The organism is Pseudomonas shiyinii (genome assembly GCF_056725765.1).
The window spans coordinates 3598612-3614538 of the sequence record NZ_CM161522.1 but is presented as its reverse complement, the minus strand read 5'-3'; the positions used below and the strand labels follow the sequence as shown (position 1 = coordinate 3614538).

Genomic DNA, 15927 nt, shown 5'->3' with positions numbered 1-15927 from the left:
CCTCACACAAGTGCCCGGACCGGCCAACCATTGGAGTCCCTGGGAGGTCCCCTCATGAGCCTGCTGCTTGAGCCCTACACCCTGCGTCAGCTGACCCTACCCAACCGCATCGCCGTCTCCCCCATGTGCCAGTACTCCGCCGCTGACGGGCTGGCCAACGACTGGCACCTGGTGCACCTGGGCAGCCGTGCCGTCGGCGGCGCTGGCCTGGTGATCACCGAAGCCACCGCCGTCACCCCCGATGGTCGCATCAGTGCCGAGGACCTGGGCCTGTGGGACGACGCCCAGATCCCACCCCTGCAGCGCATCACCCGCTTCATCACCGCCCAGGGCGCCGTGCCCGGCATCCAGCTCGCCCATGCCGGGCGCAAGGCCAGTACCCATCGCCCCTGGCTGGGCAAGCACGGCAGTGTCAAGGTCGAAGACGGCGGCTGGCAGCCGGTAGGCCCGTCGAAGATTGCCTTCGACCCGGAACACACCGTGCCCCGTGAGTTGTCCGAAGATGAAATCGCCGGCATCGTCCAGGCTTTCACCGATGCTGCGCGTCGTGCCCTGGAGGCAGGTTTCAAGGTGGTCGAGGTGCATGCTGCCCACGGCTACCTGCTGCACCAGTTCCTGTCGCCGCTGAGCAACCAGCGGCGCGATCGCTATGGCAGCTGCTTCGAAAACCGTATCCGCCTGACCCTGGAAGTCACCGAGGCGGTGCGCAAGGTCTGGCCACAGGAGCTGCCGTTGTTCGTACGGGTCTCGGCCACCGACTGGGTCGAAGATGGCTGGAACCCGGACGAAACCGTCGAGCTGGCCCGGCGCCTGAGAGCCATTGGCGTGGACTTGATCGATGTGTCCTCCGGCGGCACCTCGGTCAACGCCGAAATCCCCACCGGTCCCGGCTACCAGACCCGATTTGCCGAACGAGTGCGCAAGGAGTCGGAGATTGCCACCGGCACCGTGGGCATGATCACCGAACCGGCCCAGGCCGAGCACATCCTGCGCACCGGGCAGGCCGACATCATCTTCCTCGCCCGCGAGCTGCTGCGCGACCCGTACTGGCCCCTGCACGCCGACGACGACCTGGGCGGCAACAAGGCCACCTGGCCGGCCCAGTACCAACGGGCTACCAGCCGGGCCAACCCGATCCATGAGTCGGACTTGAGGGAGTGACCGCGCTATTTCAGTTATGGGCGGCTTGATCGAGGATGTCGCTCACCCACTGGTTGATACTCTTCTGCGCCAGTTCGGCCTTCGCTGCCACGCTGGCGTGGAGAGCCGGTTCCAGGCGAAGGCTGAGCTTGCCGGAGTAGGCTTTCTGTGGGGCCCGGCCCAAGCGTTCGCAGGTTTCCAGGTAATCGTCCACGGCGTCTTCGAAGGCGCTGCGCAACTCACTGATCGATTCGCCATGGAAACCAATCACATCGCGTATGCCGGCAACATGCCCGATCAGCAGTTGGTCTTCATCGCTGTACTCGATGCGTGCGCTATAGCCGCGATAGCTCATGACATTCATGGGGTTACTCCTGCCTGCTCGAGGAATTGACGGGCGTCGCGTATCTGGTATGGCTTTGCATGCCTGTCTGGGTGTGGCCGATGAAAGGTCGCCACCATCCTAACGCCAGTCAGTTAAGCCTTATCGGCTGCATTTGGGGCTGCTTCGCAGCCCATCGCCGGCAAGCCGGCTCCCACAGGTTCCGCGGTGTCTATAACAGCAGCGCAGGACAGGTGGGAGCCGGCTTGCCGGCGATGGGGCCTTAACTGACAGACATTCGCCACCACCCCTTTCACTCGAAGCGCACCCGAGAGCCTCTGCCCTCGATGACCTTCGCGCCAAGCGATACCAAAAGCGACTCCAGCCGCGACCATTCCAGGGTCTTGGGAGCGGGCTTGCTGAAGATTAAAGACAAGGTCGTTCGCTGATGTGTGTTCATGGTATCAGGCTATGATACCAATTGCGCGTGTCACAACCGCTTGCGAGTAGGAAGGGGAAGCGCTTGTTGAATGAAATCGCGACACCGCTTCCGGTGAAAGAAGCGGCGTCGTCTCGTCCGTCAGCTCAATGCTTGATCATCACATGCCGCACGCAGGTGTAGTCCTCCAGGCCATACATCGACATGTCCTTGCCATACCCCGAATGTTTCTGCCCGCCATGGGGCATTTCGCTCACCAGCATGAAGTGGGTGTTGACCCAGGTGCAGCCATACTGCAAGCGCGCCGCCAGGCGATGGGCGCGACCGGTGTCGCGGGTCCACACCGACGAGGCCAGGCCGTAGTCGGAGTCGTTGGCCCAGGCCAAGGCCTGGGCCTCGTCGCTGAAGCGCGTCACCGATACCACCGGGCCGAACACTTCGTGGCGCACGATCTCGTCGTCCTGCTGGGCGTCGGCCAGTACCGTGGGCTCGAAGAAGAAGCCGTCGCCGGGCAGTACCTTGCCGCCGGTGACCAGACGGATGTGCGGCTGGGCGATGGCCCGCTGCACCATGCCTGCGACCTTGTCGCGATGCTGGGCGCTGATCAAAGGGCCTAGTTCGGTATCGGTGGCATCCTGCAGGCCAGGCTTGATCGTGGCCACAGCCTGGCCCAGGCGCTCGACGAAGCGTTCGTAGATGCCATCCTGCACGTAGAGCCGGCAGGCGGCGGTGCAGTCCTGGCCTGCGTTGTAGAACCCGAACGTGCGGATGCCCTCAATGGCGGCATCCAGGTCGGCATCATCGAACACCAGCACCGGCGCCTTGCCACCCAGCTCCATGTGCATGCGCTTCACGCTTTCGGCGGTGGCACCGATGATGCGCGCCCCGGTGGGGATGGAGCCGGTCAGCGAGACCATGCGCACCTTGGGGTGGGTGACCAGCGGCGTGCCGACCGTCTGGCCACGGCCGAAGACGATGTTCAGCACCCCGGCGGGCAGCAGGTCCTGGGCCAGCTCGGCCAGGCGCAGGGCGGTCAGCGGTGTCATCTCCGAGGGTTTGAGCACCACTGTGTTGCCTGCCGCCAGCGCTGGGGCGATCTTCCACGCCAGCATCATCAACGGGTAGTTCCACGGGGCGATGGAGGCCACTACGCCCAATGGGTCGCGACGGATCATCGAGGTGTGGCCCGGCAGGTATTCGCCGGCCGCCGAGCCGCCCAGGCAGCGGGCTGCACCGGCGAAGTAGCGGAACACGTCGGCGATGGCCGGGATCTCGTCACCCAGTGCGGCGGCGAACGGCTTGCCGCAGTTCTGCGATTCCAGCCGGGCCAGCTCCTCGCCGTGGCGCTCGACCGTGTCGGCCAACGCCAGCAAGGCCTGTGCACGGTCCTTGGGGGTGGTCTGCGACCAAGCGTCGAAGGCCTGGTCGGCGGCGCGCACCGCGGCATCCACCTGGGCCTCGCTGGCCTCGTTGATCTGCGCCAGGGCGCTGCCCAGGGCCGGGTTCAGCACGGTCCAGGCCGGACCTTCGCCGTTCACCAGGCGGCCATTGATCAGCATTCGGGTTTGCATGGAAGTCCTCCTAGGTCATTTGCCGCTGCCCGCAACGTTTTCGCCGCCACGGGTCAGGTAATAGGCGCCGAGAATCGGCAGCATGGTCACCAGCATCACCAGCATGGCGACCACATTGGTCACCGGCACATCGCGTGGGCGGCTGAGCTGGTTGAGCAACCAGATCGGCAGTGTGCGTTCGTGGCCGGCGGTGAAGGTGGTGACGATGATTTCGTCGAACGACAAGGCAAAGGCCAGCATGCCGCCGGCCAGCAGGGCCGAACCGAGGTTGGGCAGGATGATGTAGCGAAAGGTCTGCCAGCCGTCCGCGCCCAGGTCCATCGAGGCTTCGATCAAGTTCTGGGAGGTGCGCCGCAGGCGCGCGATGACATTGTTGTAGACGATCACCACGCAGAACGTGGCGTGGCCGACCACGATGGTGAAGATGCCCGGTTCGATGCCCAGCTGCTTGAAGGCTGCCAGCAAGGCGATACCGGTGATGATGCCGGGCAGGGCGATGGGCAGGATCAGCATCAGCGAGATGCTTTCCTTGCCGAAGAAGCTGCGCCGGTACAGGGCCGCTGCCGCCAGGGTGCCCAGCAGCAAGGCGATCAGGGTCGCCAGGCAGGCGACCTGCAGCGACAGCTTGATCGCCTCCAGTACGTCCGGGCGCGAGAAGGCCACGCTGAACCACTTCAGGGTGAACCCCTTGGGCGGAAAGCTGAACGCGGCGTCCTCGGTGTTGAAGGCGTAGAGCAGGATGACCAGGATCGGGAAGTGCAGGAACAGCAGCCCGCCCCAGGCCGCCAGGCGCAGGCCCAGCGAGGCTTTTTCAGAGTGCATCGAAGGCCCCCAGGCGTTTGACGATCGACAGGTATACGGCGATCAGCACGATGGGCACCAGGGTGAAGGCGGCGGCCATGGGCAGGTTGCCGATCGCCCCTTGCTGGGCATAGACCATGCTGCCGATGAAGTAGCCCGGCGGCCCGATCAACTGCGGCACGATGAAGTCGCCCAGGGTCAGGGAAAAGGTGAAGATCGAACCTGCGGCGATGCCCGGTACCGCCAGCGGCAGGACCACCAGGCGCAATGTCTGCCCAGGGCGGGCGCCCAGGTCGGCGGAGGCTTGCAGCAGCGAGGGCGGCAGGCGTTCCAGCGCGGCCTGGATCGGCAGGATCATGAAGGGCAGCCAGATGTACACGAACACCAGGAAGCGCCCCAGGTGAGAGGTCGAGAGGGTGCTGCCGCCCACGCCCGGGACGGCCAGGGCCGTTTGCAGCAGCGGCTCCAGGTGCAACTGATGGATGAACCACTGGGCCACGCCGCCCTTGGCCAGCAGCAAGGTCCAGGCATAGGTCTTGACGATGTAGCTGGCCCACATCGGCATCATCACCGCGATATAGAAGAACGCTTTGGTCCGGCCTGTGGTGTGGCAAGCCATGTAGTAGGCAATGGGAAAGGCCAGTACGGCGCTGGCCAGGGAGACGGCGATGGCCATCGCCAGGGTGCGCAGGATGATGTCGAAGTTCGAGGGGGCGAACAGCGCGGCGAAGTTGGCCAGGGTCAGGTCCGGCGTCACCGCCATGGTGAAATCGTCGAAGGTGTAGAAGCCCTGCCAGAGCAAGCCCAGCAGCGAGCCGAGGTAGATCGCGCCGAACCAGGTCAGGGGCGGGACCAGCAGCAACGCCAGGTACAGGTTGGGGCGCCGGTAGAGCAGGGTGCTCAGGCGGCGCGCAGGCCCGGTCTCGCGCTGCATGGCCAGGGTCACCTCACTGGCCCTCGTCGGGCAGGGTTTCCCGCAACCCGGTCATCGCCGCCCGGGGCCAGTGGGCCTGCACGCGTTGGCCGGGTTGCCAGGGCAACGGCTGCGCCTGCCACTGGTCATTGGCCTGGCTCACGGTCAGCAGCAGGCCATCGTCCAGCTGCACGTCATAGCGAGTGGCGCTGCCCTGGTACTGGATGTCATGCAGCAGCCCGCTGACCTGGATGTCCTGGCTGGCATCGGCCTGGCCGCCCAGGCGGATGTGCTCGGGGCGGATGGAAAACGCTGAAGCATCCCCCGTGAGGCGCCTGGCCAGGTCGCCGCGGATCACGTTGGAGGTGCCGACGAATTGGGCGACGAAGGTCGTCGCCGGTTTCATATAGAGGTTGCGCGGCGTGTCGACCTGCTCGATACGCCCGCGGTTGAAGACCGCGACCCGGTCGGACATCGACAACGCTTCGGTCTGGTCATGGGTGACGAAGATGAATGTAATGCCCAGTTGGCGCTGGAGCTTCTTCAGCTCGCCCTGCATCTGCTCGCGCAGCTTGAGGTCCAGAGCACCGAGGGGCTCGTCGAGCAGCAGTACCCGTGGCCGGTTGACCAACGCACGGGCCAGGGCCACGCGCTGGCGCTGGCCGCCGGAGAGCTGTGCCGGCCTGCGTTCGGCGTAGCCGGCCAGGGCCACCATGCCCAGGGCTTCGTCAGCCCGGGCGTAGCGTTCGGGCTTGGCCACGCCCTTGACCTTCAGGCCATAGGCGATGTTGTCGCGCACGTTCATGTGCGGGAACAGGGCGTAGTCCTGGAATACCGTGTTGACGTCGCGCTGGTAGGGCGGCAGGCCTGCCGCTTCCAGTCCATGCAGGCGGATCGAGCCGCTGCCGGGCTGCTCGAAGCCGGCGATCAGGCGCAGGCAGGTAGTCTTGCCCGACCCGGAAGGGCCGAGCATGGAGAAGAACTCACCTTCCTGGATGTCGATGCTGACCCGATCGACAGCCATGACCTCGCCGAATGCGCGGGTGACCTCGGTGAACTGGACGGCTAGGGGCATTGCGTTGGCTCCCGGCGATGGTTGTGTTCTACGCGGGCAGGTTTGTCCTTGCCCGGCAGCGGCGTTGGCAGTGCCGGCCATTCGCGGGACAAGCCCGCTCCTACAGGATGACCTCGGCAAACAGCCGCCCTCAACGCCCACCCATGATCGCGATGTAGTCCTGGGTCCATCGGCTATAGGGCACGAACTTGCCGCCCGAGGCCTGTGGGGTCTTCCAGAAGGCGATCTTGTCGAAGTTGTCGAAACCGTTGGTCTTGCAACCCTCGGCGCCCAGCAGTTCGCTGCCGGTGCAGGCAGCAGGAACAGCTGGCAGCGAGCCGAACCAGGCCGCCACATCACCTTGCACCTTCGGCTGCAGCGACCAGTCCATCCATCTGTATGCACAGTTCGGGTGCTTGGCCTGGCTGTGCAACATGGTGGTATCGGCCCAGCCGGTGGCGCCTTCCTTCGGTACGGTGGAGGCCACCGGCTGGTTGTCGGCCTTGAGGCTGTTGACCATGTAGCCCCAGGAACTCGAGGCGACGACCCCTTCGTTCTTCACATCGCTCATCTGGACCGTGGCGTCATGCCAGTAGCGATGGACCAGCGGTTGTTGCTGGCGCAGCAGGTCGAGCACGGCCTTGTACTGGGCCTCGTTCAGTTCATAAGGGTCCTGGATACCCAGTTCCGGTTTGGCCGACTTCAGGTACAGCGCAGCATCGGCGATGTAGATCGGCCCGTCGTAGGCCTGCACACGGCCCTTGTTGGGCTTGCCGTCCGGCAGGTCCTGGGGCTCGAAGACTACACTCCAACTGCTCGGCGGTTGCTTGAACACCGTGGTGTTGTACAGCAGCACGTTCGGGCCCCATTGATACGGGGTGCCGTAGACCTGCTTGTCGACCACGTACCAACCGCCATCGCGCAGGCGCGGGTCGATGTTCTTCCAGTTGGGGATCAGCGCGGTGTTGATCGGTTGCACCCGCTTGCCGGCGATCAGGCGCAGCGAGGCATCGCCCGAGGCGGTCACCAGGTCGTAGCCGCCCTTGGTCATCAGGCTGACCATCTCGTCGGAAGTCGCGGCGGTCTTCACGCTGACCTTGCAGCCGGTGGCTTTTTCGAACCCGGTGACCCAGTCGTAGGCTTTATCGCTCTCACCGCGTTCGATGTAACCGGGCCAGGCCACGATATCCAGGCGCCCCTCGCCATCGCCGAGGCTCTGGGGCAGGCCGGCGGCCTGCAGGTGGGCGCTGGCCAGCAGGGCGCAGGTCATGGCGCTGGACAATGCGGTCTTGTGCACTGGCATGGTGTTCCCTCTTTTTAACGTTCTAGTCGGGGCAGTCGTCAAGAAAGCAGTGAAGCGATGGGATAAGCGTAGTGCGGTTGGCGCAGGCCGCAGTCGAGTCTAGTCCGTTTTTATCGGGTGGCCGCGCAACATCCGGAAGCAAATGCATTAAGCGTGAGTTCAGCGTGCGGGCCTAATCTGGGGCTTTCCTTTCCAGTGAAGAGGTAATGCCAGATGAACACCCGTGGCTTGCTCGACCAATTGCTCAAGTCCGGCCAGCAATTGCTGCAGAACTCGCAAGGCAAGGGCGAGGCAGGCAAGGCTCCCGGCCTTGGCGACCTGCTGGGTGGCCAGGCGGGCAAGGGCGGCCTTGGCAGCTTGCTCTCCGGTGCCGGTGGCGGCGCGTTGGCGGCAGGTGCCATGGGCCTGCTGCTGGGCAACAAGAAGGCCCGCAAGTACGGCGGCAAGGCGCTGACCTATGGCGGCCTGGCCGCTCTTGGCGTGCTGGCCTACAAAGCCTATGGCAACTGGCAGGCGCGCCAGGGCATGGCCCAGCCGCAGGAGCCGCAGACCCTCGACCGTCTGCCCGCAGCCCAGGCCGAGCAACACAGCCAGGCCGTGCTGCGCGCCCTGGTGGCGGCCGCCAAGTCCGATGGCCATATCGACGCGCGTGAGCGGGCACTGATCGAAGGTGAGTTCGTCAGGCTCGACAACGACCGCGAACTGCAGCACTGGCTGCATGCCGAACTGAACAAGCCGCTGGACCCCGCCGAAGTCGCCAGCGCCGCGCAGACACCGGAAATGGCCGCCGAGATGTACCTGGCGAGCGTGATGATGGTCGACCAGGAGAACTTCATGGAGCGCGCCTACCTGGATGAACTGGCACGCCAGCTGCGTCTGGACGCGAACTTGCGCCAGGAACTGGAGGCGCAGGTCAGGCTCGCCGCCGGACAATGACCCGACCTGGGCAGGGAAGCCCCGTCACCCCTTGATTGAGCTGCGATTGCGCTGGGCGCCTACGCTATACTCTGGCGATTTTCCCCGCTCGTATCGAATTCCTGAGGGCTGAATGTGAAGAACTGGACCTTGCGCCAACGGATCCTGGCAAGTTTCGCCGTGATCATCGCCATCATGCTGCTGATGATCGTTGCCGCCTACTCGCGGCTGGTGGCGATCGAGGCCAGCGAAGAATCGGTGGGGTCCGACAGCATTCCCGGCTTCTACTACAGCTCGATGCTGCGCAGTGCCTGGGTCGACAGCTACGTGGCCAGCCAGCAGCTGGTGGGCCTGTCCAATCGCCGCGAGATGACGGCGGCCGACCTGGCCGACTTCAAGTCGTTCGACGAGCGTCTCAAGCAATACATGGCCAGCTACCAGGGCACGATCAAGGAGTCGGACGACCAGGCCGCCCTCGATACCTTCCGGCGCCTGGAAGCGGAATACATCAAGATCCTCGACCAAGTGCTGGCTACCTACCGGCAGAAGGACTACACCGAGGCCGAACGGTTGGTGAACGATGTGCTGACGCCGGCGTGGGTCAATGGCCGCCAACACCTCAATGGTGTCATCGAGCGCAACCGGGAATCGGCCGAGTCGGCGACCAACGATATCGTCAGTGCGGTGGCCACCGCCAAGGGCAGCATGGTCGTCTCGTTGCTGCTGGCAATCGTCGCCGCAGGCATCTGCGGCCTGTTGCTGCTGCGCGCGATCACCGCGCCCGTGCAGCGCGTCGTGCATGCGTTGGACAAACTGCGCTCCGGCGACCTGAGCATGCGCCTGAGCCTGGACCGCAAGGACGAGTTCGGCAGCATCGAGACCGGCTTCAACGAAATGGCCGAGGCCTTGGCCAACCTGGTCGCCCAGGCCCAGCGCTCGTCGGTGCAGGTGACCACCTCGGTCACCGAAATCGCCGCCACGTCCAAGCAGCAGCAGGCCACCGCCACCGAAACCGCCGCCACCACCACGGAAATCGGCGCCACCTCGCGGGAAATCGCCGCCACCTCCCGTGACCTGGTGCGGACCATGACCGAAGTCACCTCCGCCGCCGACCAGGCCTCGGTGCTGGCCGGCTCCGGCCAGCAGGGCCTGGCGCGCATGGAGGAAACCATGCACCAGGTGATGGGCGCAGCCGACCTGGTCAACGCCAAGCTGGCGATCCTCAACGAGAAGGCCAGTAACATCAACCAGATGGTGGTGACCATCGTCAAGGTGGCTGACCAGACCAACCTGTTGTCGCTCAATGCCGCCATCGAAGCGGAGAAGGCGGGCGAGTACGGGCGTGGCTTCGCCGTGGTCGCCACCGAGGTGCGACGCCTGGCCGACCAGACGGCCGTGGCCACCTACGATATCGAGCAAATGGTGCGCGAGATCCAGTCCGCCGTGTCGGCCGGGGTCATGGGCATGGACAAGTTCTCCGAGGAAGTGCGCCGGGGCATGTTCGAAGTCCAGCAGGTGGGCGAGCAGCTCAGCCAGATCATCCACCAGGTGCAGGCGCTGGCGCCGCGGGTACTGATGGTCAACGAAGGCATGCAGGCCCAGGCCACCGGTGCCGAACAGATCAACCAGGCCCTGGCCCAGCTCAGCGATGCCAGCACCCAGACTGTGGAGTCGTTGCGCCAGGCCAGCTTCGCCATCGATGAACTGAGCCAGGTGGCCGCCGGACTGCGCGGCGGCGTGTCGCGCTTCAAAGTCTGATCGCGATGAACGACGTGCAGCTCCAGCAGGAGCAGGCAGGCGACGGCAAGGGCACGCTGTACCTGCAGTTTCGCATCGGTGACCAGCGTTTTGCCCTGGATGTGCACGAGGTGATCGAGGTATTGCCGCGCCGTACGCTCAAGCCCATCGCTCAAGCCCCTGTGTGGGTGGCCGGTATCCTGGCCCACCGCGGCGCACTGGTGCCGGTGGTGGACCTCTCGGCGCTGAGCTTCGGTCGCCCGGCCCCCATGCGCACCAGTACGCGACTGGTGCTGGTGCATTACCGTGGCGACCAGCAACTGGGCCTGGTCCTGGAGCAAGCCACCGATACCCTGCGCTGCCGCCCCGACGAGTTCCAGCCCTATGGCCTGGACAATACCGATGCGCCGTACCTGGGGCCGGTGCGCCAGGACGCAGGCGGGTTGTTGCAGCGTATCGAGGTGGACGACCTGCTGCCGGACGATGTGCGCCGGTTGCTGTTTCCCGAGCTGCCTGGGCAGGTGACGGCATGAACCAGCAGCATTTCTTCCGTTTCCTGCAGGAGCGTATCGGCCTGGACGTGGACTCGGTCGGCGCGCCCATGGTCGAGCGGGCCTTGCAGCAGCGCTGCGCCGCTTGCCAGGCCAGCGACCTGGACGACTACTGGCTGCGCCTGCAGCAGTCGATAGACGAGCAACAAGCGCTGATCGAGGCGGTGATCGTTCCGGAAACCTGGTTCTTCCGCTACCCGGAGTCGTTCACTGCCCTGGTGGGGCTGGCCCATAAACGCCTGGCCGAGCTGGTCGGCGCACGCCCGCTGCGCATTCTCAGCCTGCCCTGTTCGACGGGCGAGGAACCCTATTCGATCGCCATGGCGTTGCTCGATGGGGGCATGGACCCGGCGACGTTCCGGATCGATGGCATCGACATCAGCCCCAGTTCCATCGCCCGCGGCGATCAGGCGGTATACGGGCGCAACTCCTTCCGTGGTATCGACCTGGCCTTCCGTGACCGGCACTTCAGTGAGGCCGACGAGGGCCACCAACTGGCCGAGCGGGTGCGCAAACAGGTCAACCTGCAGGTAGGCAATGTGCTGGACCCTCTGCTCAAGAGCCGCGAAGGGCTCTACGACTTCGTGTTCTGTCGCAACCTGTTGATCTATTTCGACGTGCCGACCCAGCGGCGAGTTTTCGAGGTGCTCAAGCACCTGACCCATGCCCAGGGCGTGCTGTTCATCGGCCCGGCCGAGGGCAGCCTGCTGGCGCGCCTGGGCATGCGCCCGCTGGGCATCGCCCAGTCGTTCGCCTATGTTCGCCAGGAAGCGCCACCGCCCCCAGCCACCCGCCCGGTACTGGCCGTTCGCCCGCTGACGATGCCGCCCTTGGCGCCGCGGCCTGTGACTCGCCCCGCCCGGATGCCTCGCCCGGTGCCGGCGGTTTCCCATGCCCCGGCCCATGGCGAAGGCGAGCGGCAGTTGCTCGAGCGCATCGCTCGCCAGGCCAATGCCGGCGACAGCGAACAGGCGCGGGCCAGCTGCCAGCAGTATCTGCAGCAGTTCCCGCCCAAGGCGCAGGTCTATTATTGGCTGGGCCTGCTCAGCGATACCGAAGGCGACATCCAGGCCGCACTCAGCCATTACCGCAAGGCACTGTACCTGGAGCCCCAGCATCCAGAGGCGTTGGTGCACCTGGCGGCCTTGCTCGCCTCCCAGGGCGATGAGGCCGGGGCCCGTCGGCTGCAGGCGCGGGCTGCGCGTGCGGGGCGGGAGTCTGAACGATGAGTGACGTACAGGGGGTGCACCTGATCGCACGGGACGATGAGCTCATCGACGACTGCTGGAACCGCATCGGCGTGCATGGCGACAAGCAGTGCCCGTTGCTCGAACGCCATGTCCACTGCCGCAACTGCCAGGTCTATGCCGCAGCGGCCACCCGCCTGCTGGACCGCTATGCCCTGTTGCAGGACGAGCAGGACGTGGTGTTGCCGCCGGAGGAAGACAGCGTTGGGCGCTCCATGCTGCTGTTCCGCCTGGGCGAGGAGTGGTTGGCCCTGGCCTGCGCATGCCTTGCCGAAATCGCCCCGCTGCAGGCCGTGCATTCACTGCCGCACCAGCGTTCACGGGTACTGCAGGGCGTGGCCAACGTACGTGGCGCGCTGGTGCCCTGTCTGTCGCTGGCCGACCTGCTGGGCATGGAAATACTGCCGGCCCAGGAACGCAATGGCCGAGTGATGCCACGTATGTTGATCCTTGCAGCCGAAGGTGGCCCGGTGGTTATCGCGGTGGACGAAATCGATGGTATCCACCGCCTGGACCCTGCGCGTTTGGTCGATGGCCAGGACGCCGCGCATTTCACTGCGGCGGTGCTGCAATGGCGCGGCCGCAGCGTGCGGGTGCTGGATGAACGACACGTACTGTCTGCCGTGAAGCGGAGCCTGTCATGACCCCTGAGCAAATGCGCGACGCATCGCTGCTCGAGCTGTTCAGCCTGGAGGCCGAGGCCCAGACCCAGGTGCTCAGTGCTGGCCTGATGGCGCTGGAACGCAACCCGACCCAGGCCGACCAGCTGGAAGCCTGCATGCGTGCGGCCCACTCCCTCAAGGGCGCCGCCCGCATCGTCGGCATCGATGCCGGGGTCAACGTGGCCCATGTCATGGAGGATTGCCTGGTGGCCGCTCAGGAAGGGCGCCTGCTGCTGCGTGCCGAGCATATCGATACCCTGCTGCAGGGCACCGACCTGCTGATGCGCATCGCCACGCCGGGCGACCAGGGCAGCGAGGCGGCGGTGCCGGCCTTCCTGGCACAGCTGGCCGGCCTGCTCGACCCGAGCGCGTCGGCTGCAGCCCCACCGAGTGCCCCCGCCACTGCGGCCTTGCCTCCTGCGGTAGAGGCAGAGGCGCCAGCGGCTGTGAGCGAGCCGGCCGAGCCCGTCCCGCCGCCCAAGGTGGCCAAGCGCGGCGGGGAAGGGGCCGAGCGGGTGCTCAGGGTCACGGCCGATCGCCTCAACAGCCTGCTGGACCTGTCGAGCAAGTCGCTGGTGGAAACCCAGCGCTTGAAGCCCTACCTGGCCAGCCTGCAGCGCCTCAAGCGCATGCATGGCCAGGGCATGCGCGCCCTCGATGGGCTCAAGCAGCAGCTCGAAGGCAGCGGCCAAAGCCAGGAGGTGCTCGAAGCCCTGGCCCAGACCCAACGCCTGTTGGGCGAAACCCAGCAGATCCTGCAGCAGCAGGCCGCAGAGATCGACGAGTTCGGCTGGCAGGCCAGCCAGCGTGCGCAGCACCTCTACGACACGGCGTTGGCCTGTCGTATGCGCCCCTTCGCCGATGTTTTGACCGGGCAAAGCCGCATGGTCCGCGACCTGGGGCGCTCCCTGGGCAAGCAAGTGCAACTGCAGGTCGAGGGCGAAAAGACCCAAGTCGACCGCGACGTGCTGGAGAAGCTCGAAGCGCCCTTGACCCATCTGCTGCGCAATGCCGTCGACCATGGCATCGAGCTGCCCGAGCGGCGCCTGCTGGCGGGCAAGTCGGTCGATGGCACGTTGCGCCTGCGAGCGTCCCACCAGGCCGGGCTGCTGATTCTCGAACTCAGCGATGACGGCGCCGGTATCGACCTTGAACGTCTGCGTCACAGCATCGTCGAGCGTGCGCTGTCGCCTGCCGAGACCGTGGCGCAGATGAGCGAGGCGGAGCTGCTGACCTTCCTCTTCCTGCCGGGCTTCAGCCTGCGTGACCAGGTCACCGAGGTGTCCGGGCGGGGCGTTGGCCTGGATGCGGTGCAGCACATGGTGCGCGAGCTGCGCGGCTCGATCGAACTGACCCAGGTGTCCGGCCAGGGGTGCACCTTCCACCTGGAAGTGCCGCTGACCTTGTCGGTGGTGCGCAGCCTGGTGGTGGAAGTGGGCGGTGAAGCCTATGCGTTCCCATTGGCGCACATCGAACGCACCCTGGAGGTGTCCGCCGAGCAGATCGTGCAGATCGAAGGGCGCCAGCACTTTTGGCACGAGGGCCGGCACATCGGTCTGGTGGCCGCGAGCCAGTTGCTCAACCGCCCGGCAGGGCAGGATGACGAACGCAGCCTGCGGGTCGTGGTGATCCGTGAGCGCGATCAGCTCTACGGTGTGGCGGTCGAGCGCCTGGTCGGTGAGCGGGTGTTGGTGGTGATGCCGCTGGATACGCGCCTGGGCAAGGTCCAGGACATTTCTGCCGGGGCCTTGCTCGACGATGGCTCGGTGGTGCTGATCATCGACGTCGAAGACCTGCTGCGCTCGGTCGAGAAGCTGCTCAGCACCGGGCGGCTGGAACGTATCGAGCGTGGTGCCCGGGGTGGGCGTGGCCTGGTGCGCAAGCGCATCCTGGTGGTGGACGACTCGCTCACCGTACGCGAGCTGCAGCGCAAGCTACTGGGCAACCGCGGCTACGACGTGGCCGTGGCGGTGGACGGCATGGACGGCTGGAACGCCTTGCGCAGCGATGATTTCGACCTGCTGATCACCGATATCGACATGCCGCGCATGGACGGCATCGAACTGGTGACCCTGGTACGCCGGGACCAGCGCCTGCAATCGCTGCCGGTGATGGTGGTGTCCTACAAGGATCGTGAAGAAGACCGGCGACGTGGACTGGACGCCGGTGCCGACTACTATTTGGCTAAGGCCAGCTTCCACGACGACGCGCTGCTGGACGCCGTGGTGGAGCTGATCGGAGGGGCCCAGGGATGAAGATCGCCATCGTCAACGACATGCCCATGGCCGTGGAGGCGCTGCGCCGGGCGCTGGCCTTCGAGCCTGAGCACCAGGTGTTGTGGGTGGCGGCCAATGGCGCCGAGGCGGTGAGGCTGTGCGCCGAGCAAACCCCGGACCTGATTCTCATGGACCTGATCATGCCGGTGATGGACGGCGTCGAGGCCACCCGCCGGATCATGGCCGAGACCCCATGCGCCATCGTCATCGTCACGGTCGATCGCAAGCAGAACGTGCACCGGGTGTTCGAGGCCATGGGCCATGGCGCCTTGGACGTGGTCGACACGCCTTCGCTGGGGGCCGGCGACGCCCGGGAAGCTGCCGCGCCACTGTTGCGCAAAATCCTCAATATCGGCTGGTTGATCGGCCAGCAACGGCCTGCCACGACTCGGACTGTGTCGGCGCCGCTGCGTGAAGCGTCCCAACGTCGTGGCCTGGTAGCCATCGGTTCTTCGGCGGGTGGGCCGGCGGCACTGGAAGTGCTGCTCAAAGGGCTGCCGCGCGAGTTCCCGGCCTCCATCGTGCTGGTCCAGCATGTGGACCAGGTGTTCGCCGCCGGCATGGCCGAATGGCTCAGCGGGGTGTCCGGCCTGCCGGTACGCCTGGCCTGCGAAGGCGAGCCACCGCAGCCGGGGCAGGTCCTGCTGGCGGGCACCAACCACCATATCCGCCTGATGCAAGACGGCCAGCTGGCGTATACCGCCGAGCCGGTCAACGAGATCTACCGCCCCTCGATCAACGTGTTCTTCGAGAGTGTGGCCCGCTACTGGACCGGCGATGCCGTCGGCGTGCTGCTCACCGGCATGGGCCGCGACGGCGCCCAGGGCCTCAAGCAGATGCGCCAGCGAGGGTTCCTGACCATCGCCCAGGACCAGCAAAGCTCCGCCGTCTACGGCATGCCAAAGGCCGCTGCGGCAATCGATGCCGCTGTGGAAATCCGGCCGCTGGAGCGTATCGCCGGGCGGCTGATGGAGATCTATCCAAAATGAAGTTATG

14 protein-coding genes and 1 pseudogene are annotated in these 15927 nt (G+C 65.8%); 8 read left to right on the top strand and 7 right to left on the bottom strand.

Annotated elements, in window-relative coordinates; all coding sequences use genetic code 11:
• Positions 1-54 precede the first annotated feature (54 nt).
• Positions 55-1161 carry an NADH:flavin oxidoreductase/NADH oxidase gene (locus ACXHGZ_RS16270; RefSeq protein ID WP_480460590.1) on the top strand — a complete coding sequence of 369 codons (1107 nt, stop codon included), beginning with the start codon at positions 55-57 and terminating at the stop codon, positions 1159-1161.
• A 10-nt stretch (positions 1162-1171) separates the two neighbouring features.
• On the opposite strand, the gene ACXHGZ_RS16265 is transcribed toward ACXHGZ_RS16270, so the two are convergent.
• The 7 genes and pseudogenes from ACXHGZ_RS16265 to ydcS all read right to left on the bottom strand — a co-directional run bounded on the left by ACXHGZ_RS16265 (position 1172) and on the right by ydcS (position 7543).
• The gene (locus ACXHGZ_RS16265) at positions 1172-1504 is read right to left on the bottom strand and encodes a type II toxin-antitoxin system HicB family antitoxin (RefSeq protein ID WP_224456713.1); all 333 of its coding nucleotides are present in this window, start codon (positions 1502-1504) and stop codon (positions 1172-1174) included.
• A pseudogene (locus ACXHGZ_RS16260) lies at positions 1501-1599 on the bottom strand (type II toxin-antitoxin system HicA family toxin); the annotation flags it as partial. The pseudogene ACXHGZ_RS16260 and the gene ACXHGZ_RS16265, both read right to left, overlap by 4 nt.
• A 448-nt stretch (positions 1600-2047) precedes the next feature.
• On the bottom strand, positions 2048-3472 hold the full coding sequence (locus tag ACXHGZ_RS16255; protein ID WP_480460589.1) for a gamma-aminobutyraldehyde dehydrogenase: 1425 nt from the start codon (positions 3470-3472) through the stop codon (positions 2048-2050).
• 15 nt (positions 3473-3487) lie between these two features.
• Positions 3488-4294 (bottom strand): ABC transporter permease, encoded by an 807-nt coding sequence (locus ACXHGZ_RS16250; protein WP_480460588.1) that lies wholly within the window; start codon positions 4292-4294, stop codon positions 3488-3490.
• Complete coding sequence (locus ACXHGZ_RS16245) at positions 4284-5207, bottom strand: ABC transporter permease (RefSeq protein ID WP_480460587.1); 924 nt, start codon at positions 5205-5207, stop codon at positions 4284-4286. Before ACXHGZ_RS16245 ends, ACXHGZ_RS16250 begins: the two co-directional genes overlap by 11 nt.
• Positions 5208-5220: 13 nt before the next feature.
• Positions 5221-6261, bottom strand: a complete 1041-nt coding sequence (locus ACXHGZ_RS16240; RefSeq protein ID WP_480460586.1) for an ABC transporter ATP-binding protein — start codon at positions 6259-6261, stop codon at positions 5221-5223.
• A gap of 130 nt (positions 6262-6391) precedes the next feature.
• Complete coding sequence (ydcS, locus tag ACXHGZ_RS16235) at positions 6392-7543, bottom strand: putative ABC transporter substrate-binding protein YdcS (protein ID WP_224456707.1); 1152 nt, start codon at positions 7541-7543, stop codon at positions 6392-6394.
• 213 nt (positions 7544-7756) lie between these two features.
• Between ydcS and ACXHGZ_RS16230 the strand changes: the two genes are divergently transcribed.
• The 7 genes from ACXHGZ_RS16230 to ACXHGZ_RS16200 all read left to right on the top strand — a co-directional run bounded on the left by ACXHGZ_RS16230 (position 7757) and on the right by ACXHGZ_RS16200 (position 15920).
• Positions 7757-8479, top strand: a complete 723-nt coding sequence (locus ACXHGZ_RS16230) for a tellurite resistance TerB family protein (RefSeq protein ID WP_480460585.1) — start codon at positions 7757-7759, stop codon at positions 8477-8479.
• Positions 8480-8593: 114 nt separating this feature from the next.
• Positions 8594-10216, top strand: coding sequence for a methyl-accepting chemotaxis protein (locus ACXHGZ_RS16225; protein WP_480460584.1), 1623 nt, complete (start codon positions 8594-8596; stop codon positions 10214-10216).
• A 5-nt stretch (positions 10217-10221) separates the two neighbouring features.
• Positions 10222-10728, top strand: a complete 507-nt coding sequence (locus ACXHGZ_RS16220; RefSeq protein WP_480460583.1) for a chemotaxis protein CheW — start codon at positions 10222-10224, stop codon at positions 10726-10728.
• Positions 10725-11975, top strand: coding sequence for a CheR family methyltransferase (locus tag ACXHGZ_RS16215; RefSeq protein ID WP_480460582.1), 1251 nt, complete (start codon positions 10725-10727; stop codon positions 11973-11975). Before ACXHGZ_RS16220 ends, ACXHGZ_RS16215 begins: the two co-directional genes overlap by 4 nt.
• Positions 11972-12637 carry a chemotaxis protein CheW gene (locus tag ACXHGZ_RS16210; RefSeq protein ID WP_084856791.1) on the top strand — a complete coding sequence of 222 codons (666 nt, stop codon included), beginning with the start codon at positions 11972-11974 and terminating at the stop codon, positions 12635-12637. The genes ACXHGZ_RS16215 and ACXHGZ_RS16210 overlap by 4 nt, the downstream gene beginning before the upstream one ends.
• Positions 12634-14910, top strand: coding sequence for a hybrid sensor histidine kinase/response regulator (locus ACXHGZ_RS16205; protein ID WP_480460581.1), 2277 nt, complete (start codon positions 12634-12636; stop codon positions 14908-14910). Before ACXHGZ_RS16210 ends, ACXHGZ_RS16205 begins: the two co-directional genes overlap by 4 nt.
• Positions 14907-15920, top strand: a complete 1014-nt coding sequence (locus ACXHGZ_RS16200; RefSeq protein ID WP_480460580.1) for a chemotaxis response regulator protein-glutamate methylesterase — start codon at positions 14907-14909, stop codon at positions 15918-15920. Before ACXHGZ_RS16205 ends, ACXHGZ_RS16200 begins: the two co-directional genes overlap by 4 nt.
• Positions 15921-15927 lie beyond the last annotated feature (7 nt).

What these genes read in the sequence shown, in the direction of transcription:
- ACXHGZ_RS16230 (WP_480460585.1), top strand. Translation starts at nt 7,757, where the DNA reads ATGAACACCCGTGGCTTGCTCGACCAATTGCTCAAGTCCGGCCAGCAA.
- ACXHGZ_RS16250 (WP_480460588.1), bottom strand. Translation starts at nt 4,294, where the DNA reads ATGCACTCTGAAAAAGCCTCGCTGGGCCTGCGCCTGGCGGCCTGGGGC.
- ACXHGZ_RS16220 (WP_480460583.1), top strand. Translation starts at nt 10,222, where the DNA reads ATGAACGACGTGCAGCTCCAGCAGGAGCAGGCAGGCGACGGCAAGGGC.
- ACXHGZ_RS16270 (WP_480460590.1), top strand. Translation starts at nt 55, where the DNA reads ATGAGCCTGCTGCTTGAGCCCTACACCCTGCGTCAGCTGACCCTACCC.
- ACXHGZ_RS16265 (WP_224456713.1), bottom strand. Translation starts at nt 1,504, where the DNA reads ATGAATGTCATGAGCTATCGCGGCTATAGCGCACGCATCGAGTACAGC.
- ydcS (WP_224456707.1), bottom strand. Translation starts at nt 7,543, where the DNA reads ATGCCAGTGCACAAGACCGCATTGTCCAGCGCCATGACCTGCGCCCTG.
- ACXHGZ_RS16205 (WP_480460581.1), top strand. Translation starts at nt 12,634, where the DNA reads ATGACCCCTGAGCAAATGCGCGACGCATCGCTGCTCGAGCTGTTCAGC.
- ACXHGZ_RS16200 (WP_480460580.1), top strand. Translation starts at nt 14,907, where the DNA reads ATGAAGATCGCCATCGTCAACGACATGCCCATGGCCGTGGAGGCGCTG.
- ACXHGZ_RS16210 (WP_084856791.1), top strand. Translation starts at nt 11,972, where the DNA reads ATGAGTGACGTACAGGGGGTGCACCTGATCGCACGGGACGATGAGCTC.
- ACXHGZ_RS16215 (WP_480460582.1), top strand. Translation starts at nt 10,725, where the DNA reads ATGAACCAGCAGCATTTCTTCCGTTTCCTGCAGGAGCGTATCGGCCTG.
- ACXHGZ_RS16245 (WP_480460587.1), bottom strand. Translation starts at nt 5,207, where the DNA reads ATGCAGCGCGAGACCGGGCCTGCGCGCCGCCTGAGCACCCTGCTCTAC.
- ACXHGZ_RS16255 (WP_480460589.1), bottom strand. Translation starts at nt 3,472, where the DNA reads ATGCAAACCCGAATGCTGATCAATGGCCGCCTGGTGAACGGCGAAGGT.
- ACXHGZ_RS16240 (WP_480460586.1), bottom strand. Translation starts at nt 6,261, where the DNA reads ATGCCCCTAGCCGTCCAGTTCACCGAGGTCACCCGCGCATTCGGCGAG.